Below are 13,879 nucleotides of genomic sequence, written 5' to 3'. Positions count from 1 at the left end.
CATGGCCTCCATCTATAAAAAGCCGAACAGCCCTTACTGGTACGCACAATACCGCGTGAGAACCGCTACAGGCTGGAAACTGGTCCGGCTGTCAACCAAAATCAAGCATACCCCCGCCACGGTAACAAGGGAAGTAAAAGAAGCCGCAGAGTCCATGGGGAAGCAGCTGAACGTCCTGACCAGGGAACAGGCTATGACCAAGGCACAACGCCTGGCGGACGCCCTTGAATCAACGGCGCGGGCAAACCTGCCGGCCTATCAATTACGCCGGGCCATTTCCGCATTGTCCACGGAATTGACCGGAGAATCTATGGAAATGCCCTCTGTCAAATTATGGCTTGATGACCACATGCGGCGCATTACGCGCAATGGGCTTAAACCCGCATCCATAGCGAACTACAAACAAGCCTTTGACAAATTTCGCGCCTCAATGGGAGAACGTATCAACCTGCCTCTGGATCGCATTACTCCTCTGATGCTGGACGATTTCAAAAACCATCTTCTTTCCCGTGTCTCACCATCTACCGCCAATATTGCTCTTACGCTGGTTTCCGCGGCGTTCCAGGCGGCAGTTGATTATAAAATTATTGAAACCAACCCCTTTACGGCGATTACCAAGCCTCACAAGGGGAAAGCCGTCAAACGGCGGAAATTCGAATTGGAAGAGCTTGAAAAGGTAATGGCCGCATGCAATCCGGAATGGCGCTCCATGGTGAAAACGTGCCTCTATACGGGCGGTCAAAGATTGGGAGACGTGGCAACGCTCCGGTGGTCCCAGGTTGACGAGAAACGAGGCGTTATCCGGATGACCACGCAGAAAAAGGGAAAGCCTCTGATGATTCCGATTTTTCCGGCGCTGAAAAAACACCTGCAGCAACGGAAGAAAGAAGCTCCTGGGGACTTCCTGCATCCTGAATGCGCGAATATTTTTGAAAGCAAGGGATCCGGACGCCTGTCAAATATCTTTAGCCACATCCTGTACCAGTGTGGCCTTATTGCCAAAGACCCTCTGGCTGCAGGCAAAAAATACAAAAAGCAGGAAGGAAACGGCACAGAGACGCGGCGCCACGTCAATGAATTGTCCTTCCACAGCCTCCGCTATACGGCAACAACCATGTTACATGACGCCGGTGTTCCCCCTGCTCTTGTGCAAGCCATTGTGGGGCACGATTCCCGGGAAGTCCATGAAGGATACATCGACTTTGGAGCCAAGGAGTTTACACAAGCCCTTGAAAAGCTTCCCAAATTGTAGCACTACCTTAAATAGTGATATCATGTTTTAAACCTCCCTGTAAGTCGTGGCGGCAGCGTCCCATTTCAGGTCAATGTAACCAATCTCCCCGAAGCGGTTCTTGCCGACGATGATTTTCGCCTCTGCCGGATCTGCGTTTTTGTCCATGACGTAAGGCCTGTAGAGCAACAATATCTGATCAGCGTCCTGTTCGATAGACCCTGAATCCCTCAAATCGGACACACGGGGAACCCCGGCTTCCTTCCCGGCGCGTTTCTCCGCTTCCCGGTTCAACTGGGCCAACACGATCACCGGAATATTCAGTTCCTTGGCCAGGGCTTTGAGGCCGGCGGAAATCTCCGACACCTCCCGTTCCCGGGACGCCTGGCGTCCGGTAGGATTGGCAAGCTGCAGGTAATCCACGCCGATGCACCTCACGCCGTGGTCCGCCACCATGCGCCGGGCGGTCGCCTGGATCTGGTCAATCCTCAAGGCGCCCCGGTCGTCCACGAAGAAAGGCAGGCTCCTTACCTTGCGAACCGCGTTGGTGAAAGCATCCTGCTGCCACTTGGTCAGCTTGATGCCTCGGCGCAGATTGGCCGCATTGATTTTGGACATGCCAAAAAGCGTGCGTTCAAGCAACTGCTCCTTGGACATTTCCAGGGAGAACATGCCTACTGGCACCCCTTCGGCGGCCAGATTGTACAGAATGTTGGTCATGAAGGAAGTCTTCCCCACGGCCGGCCGGGCTCCGATGACCACCATAGCCGTGTTCTGTAAGCCGTCCAGCATCCTGTCCAGGGAGGGGTAGCCGGTAGGAAGCCCCTTGGTCTGTCCTGGATTCTTGATGCGAAACTCCAACCCTTCCACCACCTTCTGTGTGCCATCAGCCATACGCGCCACTTGGGCCACTCCGTAACTTTCCCGTAAGGAGGACATCACCTTTTCGGCTTCCGCCAGCACTTCGTCTTTGCTCAGGGTTGGGTTTTGAAGATTTTCCAGCCCGGAAATGAACAGGGATTCCACATCCCGCTTCTTCTTGGCTTCCACCAGAATCTTCACGGAGGGCTCGAACTGGAAATGGTAGGCAAAGCTGGTTGAAAGCTCGACAAGCCCGGCGTGACCTCCTACGGATTCAAGCTCGCCGGCGGCTTCCAGGTGCTGGATCAGGTCGGTGATATTGACCTTTTCTGGAGTCTTGGCCAGAGTCTCAAAGGCGCTCCAGACCTTCTGATGGGCCAGAAGGACAAAATGAGCCTTCGTGAAACCTTGCTCGATCAGGGCGGCTACCTTGTCGGCGCCGTCAATGCAGTTGCCAAGAACGGTCTTTTCGGCGTTGAGTTGTGTTTCTGTAAAATGCATGATGGTTTCTCTTTTTGAGGGTTAAATATTTTTTCTAAATTTTGGATCGAAGGGGTCGCTTTCCTCTCCGGGTAGTTGCCCTTTGGCATCAAGATTTCTTGCCCAGCGCAGGGCGTAGCCCAGGGCATTGGCTTTCCAATCGGCAATGGGGCAGGAGAACTTGTCCACCCAGCCGGAGCCGCCCCGGTCCGCCCAGTATTGCAGGGCGCATTCCGAAACGTCCCTGGGGAGCAGCTTCAAGCGGCATCTGGCTACCTCGTTTTTCAGGTAGGCTTCCACCTCTTCCGGTGAGGAAGGAAGAGGAAGTGAAGAACGAGAAGGAGCCGCAAGCGAGCCGTCAGGCGCAGCTTCCTTCGTCTCCGTCTCCGTCTCCGTCTCCGTTTCCGATTTCGTATACGTATTCGTATTCGACTCCGTCTCCGTATAGGCGAGCGGATGACGGTCACGTGACTGACATATGTCTGACACATGTCCGTCATTTGACTGACAAGCGTCAGTTTTTTCTTCATCAGGGGCAGGAAACTTACTCTTCTTCGCCCTGGTCCTTTGGTCGAACTGCAAGACCTCCAGATAACGCTTCCCTTCGACACCGTACACCCTTACAAGACCCGCGGTCACACAAGCGGTGAGCCACTTTTCTATGTCCTGGTTACTGACATTGCCTATTTTGCGAGGCATTATCTTTCCGATCAGTAGAGGAGGGTCGGCGTGATACCGTCCATAGTCATCTACAGCAAGTAAAAGACGATGATAGAAGCACTCTTCCACCCAACTCAGCTTATCGACCTTGTCGGATGTCAGAAACCCTTCCCTGATGATTCTATTAGGCATGTTCTATGGTTCAATCAAACGTAGTTCATCACACCTCTTGCGGACGTAATCCAGCACCGTGCCGGCGTCCTGGTGTTTGATGCAGATCAGAAAGCCCGGCTTGCCGAACTCTTCTACCCAAAACTCTATTTCCGGGCCTGTAAGGTCAAAATACACGCCGTAGCGGCCTGTACGCCCCAATTCCCCCTTAATGCGGCAAAGCTCCTGAATGCAGCGGCGTTCTTCCTGTTCTGGTGTTTCCATAGGAAAGCAAACTGCCTCATTTTCAACTCCAGCACGGACGCCGCGGCCTGATTGGTCAATATAAAGGTGCTTCATCGCCCCCCTCCTTTCCATGAAGTTTTGCATTAAGCCACCTTTGCGTAACCAAACCGTAAGTATCAGCACGTAAACGTTTCAGTCTCCGCATGATGGACATTATCCGGTCTCGTTCAATAAGGCCTCCCGAATGATTTTCCAGAAGCTTAACCAGATTGCTTTCTTGTAAGAAAAGACTTTCGTAAACCTTCAGAAGAACGTCTGTTCCCTCTTCAGAAGTCATACAGTCCTCCTTTCTTCCCCGGCAAGTTCCTCGGGATAGACGTTGTTAACCATCTCGTCCAAATAGTCGTCCAAGTGCGGTTGCACGTCTTCAAAAAGATCAGAGAAAATTCCTTTGAGCGCAATGCGGGCCAGGAACTCTTCTTCGCTTCTCGCCACCCCTTCTTCCACCGCAAATTTGGCGGTATCATAAATAGATTGTGAGATGGGAATCTTCAGGGTAACAACCTTCATCACCTGTGCCCTCCTTTCATGGAAGCAAGCGTTGCGGCAAGGGCGGGGTTTGATGTTGAGTCTTCGGCAAGGTAGAAGGACTTCTTGGCGCTTTCCAATGCGCGGTTAAGCAGAAGAGTTGCCATTTCGCAACGTGTCGCCTTCACGTAAACACTTCCTTCATCCCACTGGATAAAACCGGAATTGATAGCAGTAATCGCGGCAAGAACATCGCTGTCTTTTTCATCTATTTCCGTCAGGGCAAAAAAAGTCTTCCGCCTCTTGTCCAAAACCTTGAAAGGAATCTTCTCTTCAAACGCATTCGCTGCATTTTGCAGAAGAATGGCGGCCTCATCGAAGGCTCCCTTCACGCCATTGACAACCTCTTCCTGGTTGTCATCGGCATAGAACAAGGCATGGAACATGTCCAAAATGGCTTCTGCAGCGCCCCGGAGCATGAAAGCATTCTCTCCGAAGGCTATCAAATCCTCTTCATCGTACCGCTTCTTCCTGGGGGCGGCGGGCTTCTTGGCCGTTCTGGCAGCCTTTGCCGGTTGACAGGGCTTCCCGTCTGTCGTACTTACTGGCTTGTGAGCAATGATAGGATTAGCCGTCTTGCCATTATTCACAACATCCGCCCCTTTCCCGTTGCCGCGGGAGAGGGGTTCTGCGTTTACCAGTAGTGCTGTAGTCGTATTCATAGCGATCATAATCTTATTTATTATCAATTAACTATTATTATTTAATCAGGTTCAATCGACGCGCCCCGGACAGAGGCGTGAAGAAATCGTTAGTCTTCGTCGCACAAGGAGAAGCCTTCGTCATTCAACTCAAAGACGCCCAGCCAGGGAGCCTTGATAAAGGCGACGTAGAAATTGCTCTCGTCCTTGCGCCGCACCACGACAAATTCATCTTCCGGAGAAAAACGATAAGTCCTTCCACGGTTAGGCATGGTGATAATTAACTGGGAATTTAACATTACCCTGTCGCCTGTATCAAAAGGCTTTGCCTGAACAGGTTTAGATGCAGTATCAATATTGCTTGTAATCATTGTATTATGTATTTTCTAATGGTTATTGTTTCCTCATGCCGTGAGGGCGGGACGGTTTTGATAAACCGTCAAAAGAAAGGATTTTTGCGGTATTCTCTTTCATGGCCTTGGAAATACGTTCCACGCACCAGAGGGTGGCGCCCCGCTTTTGATGCGGCAGACAGTCCTTTTTCATGATATCCGGTGACGTCTTCGCCAGTTCATAGAGCCATACGCGGCCCTTGCGATGCCGGAACTGGGGCAGTTTGAGAAGCTCTTCCGCACGCAGCCAGGTTTCACCGCTTGTTTCAGGGCAGTATTTCCCTTCCATGATCGCAACCAGGCGGTCAATGCGGGCAAACAACCCTTCTATCAAACGTTGATCATTGGCGTCCATTATCCTAAGACGATTTTTGTTATTGTGTAAGAGGCGCAGACGATGAAGGCCGCCACAGCCACACAGGCAAAAGCGATTACCAGCCAAAAGAGCAGATGCGTCACGGCCTGGTGCCGGCGTGCCCTGTCTCTATTCTTGCGGGCTTGCAGGAGGCGAAGTTCCTTCCGGGGATCAAGGGACTGATAGGGGCTCTTCCCTGCCCTGTCCGGAATACCATTGATGTGTTCACGGGCACAGGAAGCGCACAGGAAATCAAGGCTATGCAATGCTCCATGACTGTCCGTAACAACGGAGTAGTAAGTGTTACCCCTTTCGGAGGGGTAACTGCACCAACAGCACCGGACCGCGAATTTACAATTTTTATTTGTAATTGTTTCCACCATCCCGGCATATGGGCCGTGACTGATTGTCCGGTGGAACATTTCATGTGAATTCATTGTCACAGTGCAGATTAAAGTTCGTGCCAGCCGAGCCGGATAAATTCGTCAATCAGGGCTTCTTCCATTAGGCTGCGGGCTTTTTGGGTTCAACGTTCTTCTTCGAGGTGAGCACTCTTTGAGCTTTCGCTATTGCCAAGGCTCTCATGCGTTCTCCTATCGTTATTCCCAATCCCCGGGCGATTCCCTCCTCTAAGAGGAGGACCGATGCGGGAAGGGAAATCCGTTCTTCGTGTTTTTCTGTCGCGTTCATATTTCCATATTGAGGATTTTTCATCACTAGTCAATCTATTTTTGCGGAAAGACATCAAATATTTTACTTGCATAATGAGGATTTTTCCTCATACTCTCCTCATGGAGAATGAAAAGGAACTCATCAAATCTTGGCTAAAGAAAAATAAAAAAAGCCGTGAATGGTTGGCTCAGAAATGCTTTGTTAAAAAGGCGTCCGTGGATGATTGGTTTCGATCTAAAGGCATAATTCCTCCGGCCAAGCTTGAGCTAATCCGGAAAGAAATAAATAGGCAAGGAGAAGAAGCGGCCAAGACAGCATCCTCTGTCCCTATATTGAATGGTGTTGCAGCGGTAGCGGTTCCTCTTTCGGAAGATGATTTAAAACTCATTTCCAAGGCCGCACAAATCAGCGGGCAAACTATTGAGGAGTTCATCCGTAGTGCTGCGCTGGAAGACGCGGGAGAATAATCCTCATTGAGGATTCTGTGGTGATGTAGGGTTGTTGTCTTCATAACTTGGATTTAGATTGAGGCAGCAGAACTCAGGTCAAGTCCCCGTTTCCAAAAGGAAACGGGGAAATTTTTGCTGGTTGAGCCAAATTCGAATACACGCACCAGATGTAAAATCTTAGGCAGCAGGTATATTCTCAATGGTTAATCCCAAACGCTTCATCAACCATATTTGACCGCGGGGTGTCAAATACGGTGTCGGTTTGGACTGCTGTGAACCGTCGGAACGCTGAATAACCCGGTAAGTGAGACGGAAATACCCAGCTTCAATATACTCTTGGGCTGGAACATTGTGACGATTGCCGTGCCTCCCCATAATGCCTTCATTGCGTAGATACTCAAACAAACGGTTTTGTCCTGTCTCCATTCCATTCTGAGCGAGAATCTTGGCAAATTCTCCAATCAGGATGCAGCCCTCGGAAACTTCCACGCATCGTCCGAAATATGCATAGGGAGCATCTTCCGCAGCTTTTGCTTCAAGAGCTTTTCTCTTCTCCCGTTCAGCTTTCAATGCCTGAAGCGTCAGAATCATGGTATCCGGGTCGGCAAGCATTTCTTCCAGCTTCTCTCCGGTGGCGTACACACCATGCTTCCGGATGGAGGGAAGGACCTCAGCGGTCACCCACTTCTTGAACTTCTTCGCCTCCGGCTTGCGGGAGCGGAGAATTAGAGAGTAAAGTCCGGATTCATTGATGATGAGAGGTGCGCGACCTCCGTTTTGAGCAATATCATTAGTAATGATGTTGCTCTTTTCATCTTCATCCAAGTAGCTGACGGCTTGGGATACATTACCAATTTCCAGCGCATCGCAAACATCCTTTGCGACAAACCAGGGTTCCCCGTCCTTCACCACGGCGCGGACCGTGCAGTTCAGGGTTTCGTTCTGGAACGGTACAACACCGTTCTGCGGCATCAAGGCATTTTCGCCTTGCGTTTTGTGGTTGATGATATTATTAATCATTTACTTACGTTAGTTGGGCTCACGCCCGTTATTAAAGGTCACCTGTTGGCGCAGGTGGCCTTCGTTGTTTTCGACATGGGCCGCATGTCGGACGAGAGGCTTACTCAAGCCACGGAAGTTCTTTTCTTGCTCCGTTCTTCCAGCCAGGCTTTCACCTTTTCCAGATCGTAACGAGGGCGAGCTCCGCGGCGAGGTTCCGTGACTCTGCCAATGTAGATGCAGGGCATCCCCATGCGAGCCCACATAGAAACGGTGTTTTTATGTACTCGGAGTGACTGTGCTAGTTCCGTAGCAGTAAGATTGCTGATGTTGCTCATATGTGTGATGTGATATCATATAATCTCACATAAAGTCCACCAAAATATTTTAGCATGTGAAAAAATTACTCGCACATGGCTTGACATATCACATATAATCACACTATATAAATCTATGGATGAAGAAAAAGATCCTCAAGCCATCTATAAGCAGAATGTCAGAGCTTGGCTTCGAGACCGAGGTCTTTCTATGAAGTGGCTAGCTAGCTGGTTGGGGAAGTCAGAAGGAACAGTTAAAAATTGGTTTTACGGAGGGAATCCTATTATTGAAGAGAATGTTGATAGTATTGATGCACTTCAGGTAAATTATCATAAAGACAATCGCTATCATTTTATAAATCCGGATTTCGATCCATCTCCAAAGGCGTATAATATTCCCAAGAAACAATTTTATATTGCGGTGGTTGATGAAGCTGATGCCTCATTGATGGCATATGCATTAAATGCTGAAATAGAGAATGTTTTTTATAATCCACAATCAGAGATTACTATTAATAGAAGTCACATATCAATAATTACTAATATACTTACAAGCAAAACTCGTGAACTACTGCTTCAAGAGAAGGAAAAATGTAAAAAGAAAAATATCAAATTTAACATTCTTACAATGGAGCAAGCTGAAGCCTCAATGGTTGCCTTATCTGACATTCCAACAGATGAATATTGGGGAGTTGTAGTAAGTGATAATTTCCCACTTCTGTATGCGAGGGTAGCTGCCAAAATAGATGGTTTTTCAAATTTCAGCGAATGGGTTGCAAGCGTGTTGAGAAAATGGGCAGAAGAACGTATTAATAAAGACTTAGATAATTTTTTAAAAAAAGAAGAAGGCTCTCTCTTCCCATGGGACAATATGGATGACGAAATCCCATTCTAAAATTCCCCTGTCAACCAAGCTTAACAACTGCTGGACTTTTTGATCCATTTCCAGAAGCCTTCTCTCTTGTTTTCTCTTTTTTGGTATGATATTTTTAACGAATACACTCGAAGAGTTACATCAAGAAGTGGCTTCAAAGAGACGGGAAAACCTGAACAGGTGGAAGAAGGCTTGACCTCCTTGAACCCTGTGTCCAAGAACTGTCTCCATCTGATCCCTCCTTGGCCTCCAGGTCATGAGGCTTTTTTGTTGTATCTTGATCAAAAGATAATAAAATGCCAACTATGCCGAATTATTTTATATCTCTGAATGGAGAAGTGTCAGGGCCTTATCCTGTTGAATATCTGAAGGCGTTAAAATCCCAAGAAACAATTGATAACCAGACTCCTGTTTGCCCGGAAGGGGCTCCCGCATGGGTCACTTATGGCGCTCTTTTTTCCACTCCGGTAGAAGTAGCGCCTCAACTGTATCAGAGAAAAAAGAATGTTGATACTTCAATCTCAGCGACTATATGGACAGGAGTTGGCACTATCTTTATGATTATCTCACTTCCTCTTATAGCCACACCTTGTTTTAGGAAATACGGAGAACCATCTACTGTTATCTTGTCTCTTTTCCCTGCCATTCTGGGATACCTATTTATTGCTTATTGGGCTCATGTAGTAGGAGACCGCACTATTTGTCGTTACATAGGAGGTATTTTTTGTCTGGTAGTTAGCGGACTATGCTTCTTCAGCACATCAAGACTTTCGGGGTTTGGACATTTGGGCATCGTATTTCTAATTTTTTCGATACTTTTTGCGATGCCTATTATCCGTTTATTCATCAAAAAACGCAAAAAATAATCTTTATTAAATAAAAATGAATGTGAAAATATAGTAAGAGAAAGCAAATAGAAAAAGTTCTTAATTTTATATTTATTCATTGAACTAGCAAATATTTATTATGAATTTCCATCTATCCTTTACAACGGGAAATAACCCCGAACAAGCCCCAAAGCAACAAATAGATGAAACTGAAAAAATTCGCTGTGATTTTGAAAATACTCTTACTATAGAAAACTATAAAATACAACAACAAGAAAGGCTTCGTGCGTTGGAAGTTTCATCACGAGCGCAAGCCAATTGGGACAAAACAACTATAACAATTTCATCCTCCGCCATTGGTCTAATATATCTGCTAAAAGGAGAAAATATAATACTTTCTACCATACATTTTCGTATATCACTGATTTTGTGGGCAGCAGTTGTTTCTTGTGTAATGATTTCATTCCTTGCTGGCGCAACGCTTCATCGTGAGTACGCTAACAAAATAGCTCATCAACAAAATGGAGATGAAAAACAAGCTGCCAAAAGTGATGAAGAAGCAAATAAAATGGATAAAATAGTAAAATATTGCAACAACGCAGCATTTCTTTTATTCTTGTTCGCATTAGCAAGTACTGTATATCTTTCCTTTGAAGCCATATCAAACAGCCATGCCAGAACAGCCAATCAACAACAGACAAACGAGAAAGTCGAACAAGGAATTAATCACACATAGTGACAGAAAACCAGTATATCTCCGTCCTATTTCCATGGATAAAATGAAACTCCCATCTTCCCTTTGTCCCAAGGAATTGTCTAAAGACAAGCCAAGACAAGAGAAATAAGAATATTTTTCTTGGGTATCCTAAGAAAGACAATAGTTCTGCCTCAGCAAAAAATGACACAATGTGAAAACAATCCTTGCTATTTTCACATTGTGCAACTATATTGTAGGCATGCCTCCTAAGATACGACAACTAGTTGCCGATCTTCGCAAGGCGGGCTTTGACAATACGGGCCGCGGCAAAGGTTCCCACCGTCAGTATGAGCATCGGGCCTCCGGTACGGTAGCGACCATCTGCGGGCATGATGGAGACGATGCCAAGCCCTATCTGGTCAAGCACGTCAGGGAGAAGATAGAAGAGGCAAAAAGCAAGGGAGCGTAAGCTCCCTTGCAACCCCAAGAAAAACAACTATGAAAATGACTGAACAGGACATGAAGGCGCTTGCCGGGAAATACAGCCGTTTCATCCGGTGGAGCGATGAAGATAATTGCTACATCGGTTCCCTGCCTGATTTTGAAAAGGACTGCACCCACGGGGAAACCCTGGAAGAAGTCAACCGCAACCTTCAGGAAGTGGCGGAAATGTATATTGAACGTTATCTGGAAAAGGGAATGGAACTCCCCCAGCCCCGGTCCATAGCTATTTCTCCGTCACCTTTCCGCGAAACAGGCAATGAAAAAAGCATTGCGCGGTTAAGGAAAAGCCAGGGAATGAGTCAGAAAGATTTTGCCGCCGTGCTGGGAGTCAGTCCTTCCACGCTGGTCAAATGGGAACACGGCTTGCGGCGCCCCTGCGGCCCTTCCGCAAAATTGCTTGACCTTATTGAAAAGCATCCTGAATTGATCAATTCCTGACGTTATTTTGCCCAGGCAACAAAAAAAGCCCCCTCAAATAGGGGGCGTGGATAGAAACAAATAACCCTAAACAAGCTCCTGGGCCACGCTGAACGCATCGTCGCAGCGGTTCAACCAGCCACGCCCGAAGGTCGGGAACTGCTTGCACGAACGGTAAAACGCCTGACGCTTCTCCTGCAGAGCGATAAGGAACACCGCTTCACCCGTGGCGGCCAGCTGGTCCTGTAGTTCCTGCCGGGTCTTGGGGCCGACAATCCCGTCCACCGTGAGCCCGGCACCGTGAATATTCAGCGCACGTTGCAGGATCTTCCCGGTATTCCTGCTCCCGGAATTGAAAAAATGGTCCCGCAGGATGAATTCAACGCCAGGAAAAGCGTCAGAACCCAGCCAGGAACGCACGGCGGCGGTATTATCCAGGACGTACTGAAGACAACCTTCCCAGGCGTCTTCACGTCTTCCGGCATCCAGCAGGGCCTTCAACCTGTTAAACACGTCCGGTTCAATACCGTTGCAAATGCCGCAAATCTCCCACTTGCCGCCCTTGTCGGCGGCGGGAAGGCGGGAAACGCGCAGGGAATCAGGCCCGGTGACGCGGCTGTCTTCAAACCGGAGGATGGCCGCAGCCATCTTTCTTTCTGTAGGATTCATAGTTATCAATTATTTCTGTTAGAACTGGTTAGAACTTGTAAGAAAAACTTTACAGTTGAAACTAGTCCCTGTTGTCCAGGAATTCTTCATGCGCCTTGCGCGTGAACTCGCAGCCGGAACATTTATTTTCCGCATCAATGCGTTTTTTGCGTTCCTCGTCATAGAGCCGCTCATAACGTTCCGCCCGTTTCATTTCCCGCCACAGAAAAATTCCCATGACCGCGGCCACGCTGGCCCCGTTTTGAATGTACTCCAAAAAGGGGTTGCCTGACGTGACGGACGCAATCACGGACAGGGCATTAGCCCCCAGCAGGCCCGCGTTGACAACAGATCCGGTCATGGCTTCACTTTTTCAGAGGTTGAACAACGGGCGGAACGTCCGTTTCCGGCTGGGCCTGGGAATAGGAGATATGTCCCTGCTCAATGACGAGGCAGGAGCCGTCTTTGCATACCTCGGCGCGGCCCGGCGTTACGTCCACGGAATGACCGCAGCCGGAGAGGGACATTCCCAAGCCGCCAAGGATGGCGCCAGCGATAACCGCTCCGGCTGCATATAGGGCCTTTTTCCACCAAGTGGACGCGCCGGAAGCCTTGAGGCCGAGATAGGCCCGAACATCTTCCAGCGCATGCTTACCGATGATCGGGAGGGCAGTATTTGCTACGGCAATCCATCCTTGTTGATCGTTTTCCGTCAGGTCTGCCCAGTGAGGGATTGGAGTGTTGGACTCATTGTGTGCCTGGGCTGCATAGTACATGTGCATTTCTCTGGCGATAGCCTCGGCATGATTGCATTGATTATTAGTAGTCATATGATTATGTTGTTATTGGTAGAGGTAGTGAAGTGCTTGAAAAAACTCCACGGCGGCGGGGTCGGTCAGGATAAAAGCCGGGTAGTCCGAGACTGTAAAAATCCTGCGGCCTTTGGTCTCCGCATGGACGGCCTCAACGGTCAAAGATACCGCATCAATCATTGTATAGGCACCATCCTCCGCAAGGGTCAGGACATCTTTTCCCAGCCGTGCCCACACCTGCACCGCCTGCCAGTCCTCACCCATGCCCACCAGAGAGGCAACGACGGCCTGCATGGCCGGGGTCTGTTCCGCTGGTATCTCGTCCTGCGTATAGCGCGCCGGAGGTCTATAACCGCCCTTGTCCTGATAAATGGCCGTCAGGGTGAATTCTCCCCACTCGCCGGGCCGGGGAAACTGTATCTGTATCTCTGAATTATTCATGCTCAATCTTCGGTAGTCGTTTCTTCCGTCGTTTCTTATTCGGCTTCCGGGTCAACAAAATCCTCCACCGCCTCGGAGACAATGATATTGCTCTCCATGGAGGAAAACCCGTAATACGCCGGATTGACATTATTGCAATGCAAGTGCATCGTCGCCGGAAGGAACGCTCCGGCCAACGCCCAGCTGTTGGCATTCTCCATATCAAGATAATATCCGGAAAAGGGATAAATATTCTCAAAGCAATGGACTCCCCTCACCGTGGCGATCTTGACGCAGCCGCGGGTGGAATTCCCGCCATGCAGCAGCCACAACGCTCCCCTGTCTTCGGTATCATATCCTCCGTCCTGGTATTGCTCGTAAACCACCGCGTACACGCAGACGGGATAACCGGAATTGGAAGACGTCTCCGGCGCGAGGGCCTGCGTCGTCTTCATCTTCCATTTCTGCTCGGCATTGGAATAATAAATCTCCCGGACACGAATGTGATACCCCCCTGCGGCCGCGTCCCGGACATGATCAAACGTAATATCGATAATCTCCCCAATCCTGTAGCCGCCCGCCGCCTGATCCGGCACCAGCGTAAATGCGTCCCTGTCCCTTCCCATGCGCACGACCGTT

At 49.0% G+C, this 13,879-nt stretch carries 23 protein-coding genes; 7 read left to right on the top strand and 16 right to left on the bottom strand.

What is annotated here, in order from left to right:
• Position 1 precedes the first annotated feature (1 nt).
• Entirely contained in the window at positions 2–1,252 is a 1,251-nt protein-coding gene (locus tag WW58_RS08660; protein WP_012420417.1) for a tyrosine-type recombinase/integrase, read from the top strand.
• Positions 1,253–1,279: 27 nt separating this feature from the next.
• On the opposite strand, the gene WW58_RS13385 is transcribed toward WW58_RS08660, so the two are convergent.
• The 9 genes from WW58_RS13385 to WW58_RS08610 form a co-directional block, all read right to left on the bottom strand.
• Positions 1,280–2,593 carry a replicative DNA helicase gene (locus tag WW58_RS13385; RefSeq protein ID WP_012420416.1) on the bottom strand — a complete coding sequence of 438 codons (1,314 nt, stop codon included), beginning with the start codon at positions 2,591–2,593 and terminating at the stop codon, positions 1,280–1,282.
• Positions 2,594–2,614: 21 nt separating this feature from the next.
• Complete coding sequence (locus tag WW58_RS13380; protein ID WP_012420415.1) at positions 2,615–3,424, bottom strand: hypothetical protein; 810 nt, start codon at positions 3,422–3,424, stop codon at positions 2,615–2,617.
• A gap of 3 nt (positions 3,425–3,427) precedes the next feature.
• Complete coding sequence (locus WW58_RS08645; protein WP_012420414.1) at positions 3,428–3,667, bottom strand: hypothetical protein; 240 nt, start codon at positions 3,665–3,667, stop codon at positions 3,428–3,430.
• Between the two features lie 294 nt (positions 3,668–3,961).
• The gene (locus tag WW58_RS08635) at positions 3,962–4,201 is read right to left on the bottom strand and encodes a hypothetical protein (RefSeq protein WP_143246126.1); all 240 of its coding nucleotides are present in this window, start codon (positions 4,199–4,201) and stop codon (positions 3,962–3,964) included.
• Positions 4,198–4,878, bottom strand: a complete 681-nt coding sequence (locus tag WW58_RS08630) for a hypothetical protein (protein WP_094137904.1) — start codon at positions 4,876–4,878, stop codon at positions 4,198–4,200. Before WW58_RS08630 ends, WW58_RS08635 begins: the two co-directional genes overlap by 4 nt.
• Positions 4,879–4,967: 89 nt before the next feature.
• Positions 4,968–5,129, bottom strand: a complete 162-nt coding sequence (locus WW58_RS08625) for a hypothetical protein (protein ID WP_155844533.1) — start codon at positions 5,127–5,129, stop codon at positions 4,968–4,970.
• A 121-nt stretch (positions 5,130–5,250) separates the two neighbouring features.
• The gene (locus WW58_RS08620; protein WP_012420409.1) at positions 5,251–5,604 is read right to left on the bottom strand and encodes a hypothetical protein; all 354 of its coding nucleotides are present in this window, start codon (positions 5,602–5,604) and stop codon (positions 5,251–5,253) included.
• Positions 5,604–5,870 carry a hypothetical protein gene (locus WW58_RS08615; protein WP_046436940.1) on the bottom strand — a complete coding sequence of 89 codons (267 nt, stop codon included), beginning with the start codon at positions 5,868–5,870 and terminating at the stop codon, positions 5,604–5,606. Before WW58_RS08615 ends, WW58_RS08620 begins: the two co-directional genes overlap by 1 nt.
• Positions 5,871–6,108: 238 nt before the next feature.
• On the bottom strand, positions 6,109–6,294 hold the full coding sequence (locus WW58_RS08610) for a hypothetical protein (RefSeq protein WP_042448032.1): 186 nt from the start codon (positions 6,292–6,294) through the stop codon (positions 6,109–6,111).
• Positions 6,295–6,395: 101 nt separating this feature from the next.
• On the opposite strand from WW58_RS08610, the gene WW58_RS08605 reads away from it, so the two are divergent.
• Positions 6,396–6,743, top strand: coding sequence for a type II toxin -antitoxin system TacA 1-like antitoxin (locus WW58_RS08605; RefSeq protein WP_012420407.1), 348 nt, complete (start codon positions 6,396–6,398; stop codon positions 6,741–6,743).
• 159 nt (positions 6,744–6,902) lie between these two features.
• Here WW58_RS08605 and WW58_RS08600 read toward each other — a convergent pair whose 3' ends face one another.
• On the bottom strand, positions 6,903–7,745 hold the full coding sequence (locus WW58_RS08600; RefSeq protein ID WP_167525142.1) for a phage antirepressor: 843 nt from the start codon (positions 7,743–7,745) through the stop codon (positions 6,903–6,905).
• 104 nt (positions 7,746–7,849) lie between these two features.
• Positions 7,850–8,062, bottom strand: a complete 213-nt coding sequence (locus WW58_RS13375; RefSeq protein WP_012420405.1) for a hypothetical protein — start codon at positions 8,060–8,062, stop codon at positions 7,850–7,852.
• A 115-nt stretch (positions 8,063–8,177) separates the two neighbouring features.
• On the opposite strand from WW58_RS13375, the gene WW58_RS08595 reads away from it, so the two are divergent.
• From WW58_RS08595 to WW58_RS13360, 5 genes are all read left to right on the top strand, one after another.
• Entirely contained in the window at positions 8,178–8,936 is a 759-nt protein-coding gene (locus WW58_RS08595) for a hypothetical protein (protein WP_012420404.1), read from the top strand.
• 284 nt (positions 8,937–9,220) lie between these two features.
• Complete coding sequence (locus tag WW58_RS13370; RefSeq protein WP_157738260.1) at positions 9,221–9,781, top strand: DUF4339 domain-containing protein; 561 nt, start codon at positions 9,221–9,223, stop codon at positions 9,779–9,781.
• 100 nt (positions 9,782–9,881) lie between these two features.
• Positions 9,882–10,478, top strand: coding sequence for a hypothetical protein (locus WW58_RS08590; RefSeq protein WP_012420402.1), 597 nt, complete (start codon positions 9,882–9,884; stop codon positions 10,476–10,478).
• Between the two features lie 220 nt (positions 10,479–10,698).
• Positions 10,699–10,908, top strand: a complete 210-nt coding sequence (locus WW58_RS13365) for a type II toxin-antitoxin system HicA family toxin (protein WP_012420401.1) — start codon at positions 10,699–10,701, stop codon at positions 10,906–10,908.
• A 29-nt stretch (positions 10,909–10,937) separates the two neighbouring features.
• Positions 10,938–11,381: a helix-turn-helix domain-containing protein gene (locus WW58_RS13360; RefSeq protein WP_012420400.1), complete on the top strand. Its 444-nt coding sequence runs from the start codon at positions 10,938–10,940 to the stop codon at positions 11,379–11,381.
• A gap of 66 nt (positions 11,382–11,447) precedes the next feature.
• Here WW58_RS13360 and WW58_RS08570 read toward each other — a convergent pair whose 3' ends face one another.
• The 5 genes from WW58_RS08570 to WW58_RS08550 all read right to left on the bottom strand — a co-directional run.
• Positions 11,448–12,029, bottom strand: coding sequence for a putative peptidoglycan-binding domain-containing protein (locus tag WW58_RS08570; protein ID WP_233420545.1), 582 nt, complete (start codon positions 12,027–12,029; stop codon positions 11,448–11,450).
• 61 nt (positions 12,030–12,090) lie between these two features.
• A complete protein-coding gene (locus WW58_RS08565; RefSeq protein ID WP_012420398.1) occupies positions 12,091–12,369 on the bottom strand; it encodes a hypothetical protein in 279 nt (92 codons plus the stop codon).
• Positions 12,370–12,373: 4 nt separating this feature from the next.
• Positions 12,374–12,838, bottom strand: coding sequence for a hypothetical protein (locus WW58_RS08560; protein ID WP_012420397.1), 465 nt, complete (start codon positions 12,836–12,838; stop codon positions 12,374–12,376).
• Positions 12,839–12,850: 12 nt separating this feature from the next.
• Complete coding sequence (locus WW58_RS08555) at positions 12,851–13,261, bottom strand: hypothetical protein (RefSeq protein ID WP_012420396.1); 411 nt, start codon at positions 13,259–13,261, stop codon at positions 12,851–12,853.
• A 35-nt stretch (positions 13,262–13,296) separates the two neighbouring features.
• A partial coding sequence (locus WW58_RS08550) for a hypothetical protein (protein WP_046436935.1) occupies positions 13,297–13,879 on the bottom strand: 583 nt, incomplete at its 5' end.

Source organism: Akkermansia sp. UNK.MGS-1 (genome assembly GCF_000980515.1).
Lineage (GTDB): Bacteria > Verrucomicrobiota > Verrucomicrobiia > Verrucomicrobiales > Akkermansiaceae > Akkermansia > Akkermansia muciniphila.
Note: the sequence above shows the minus strand (reverse complement) of the source record. Positions and strands in the feature narration are given on the sequence as shown.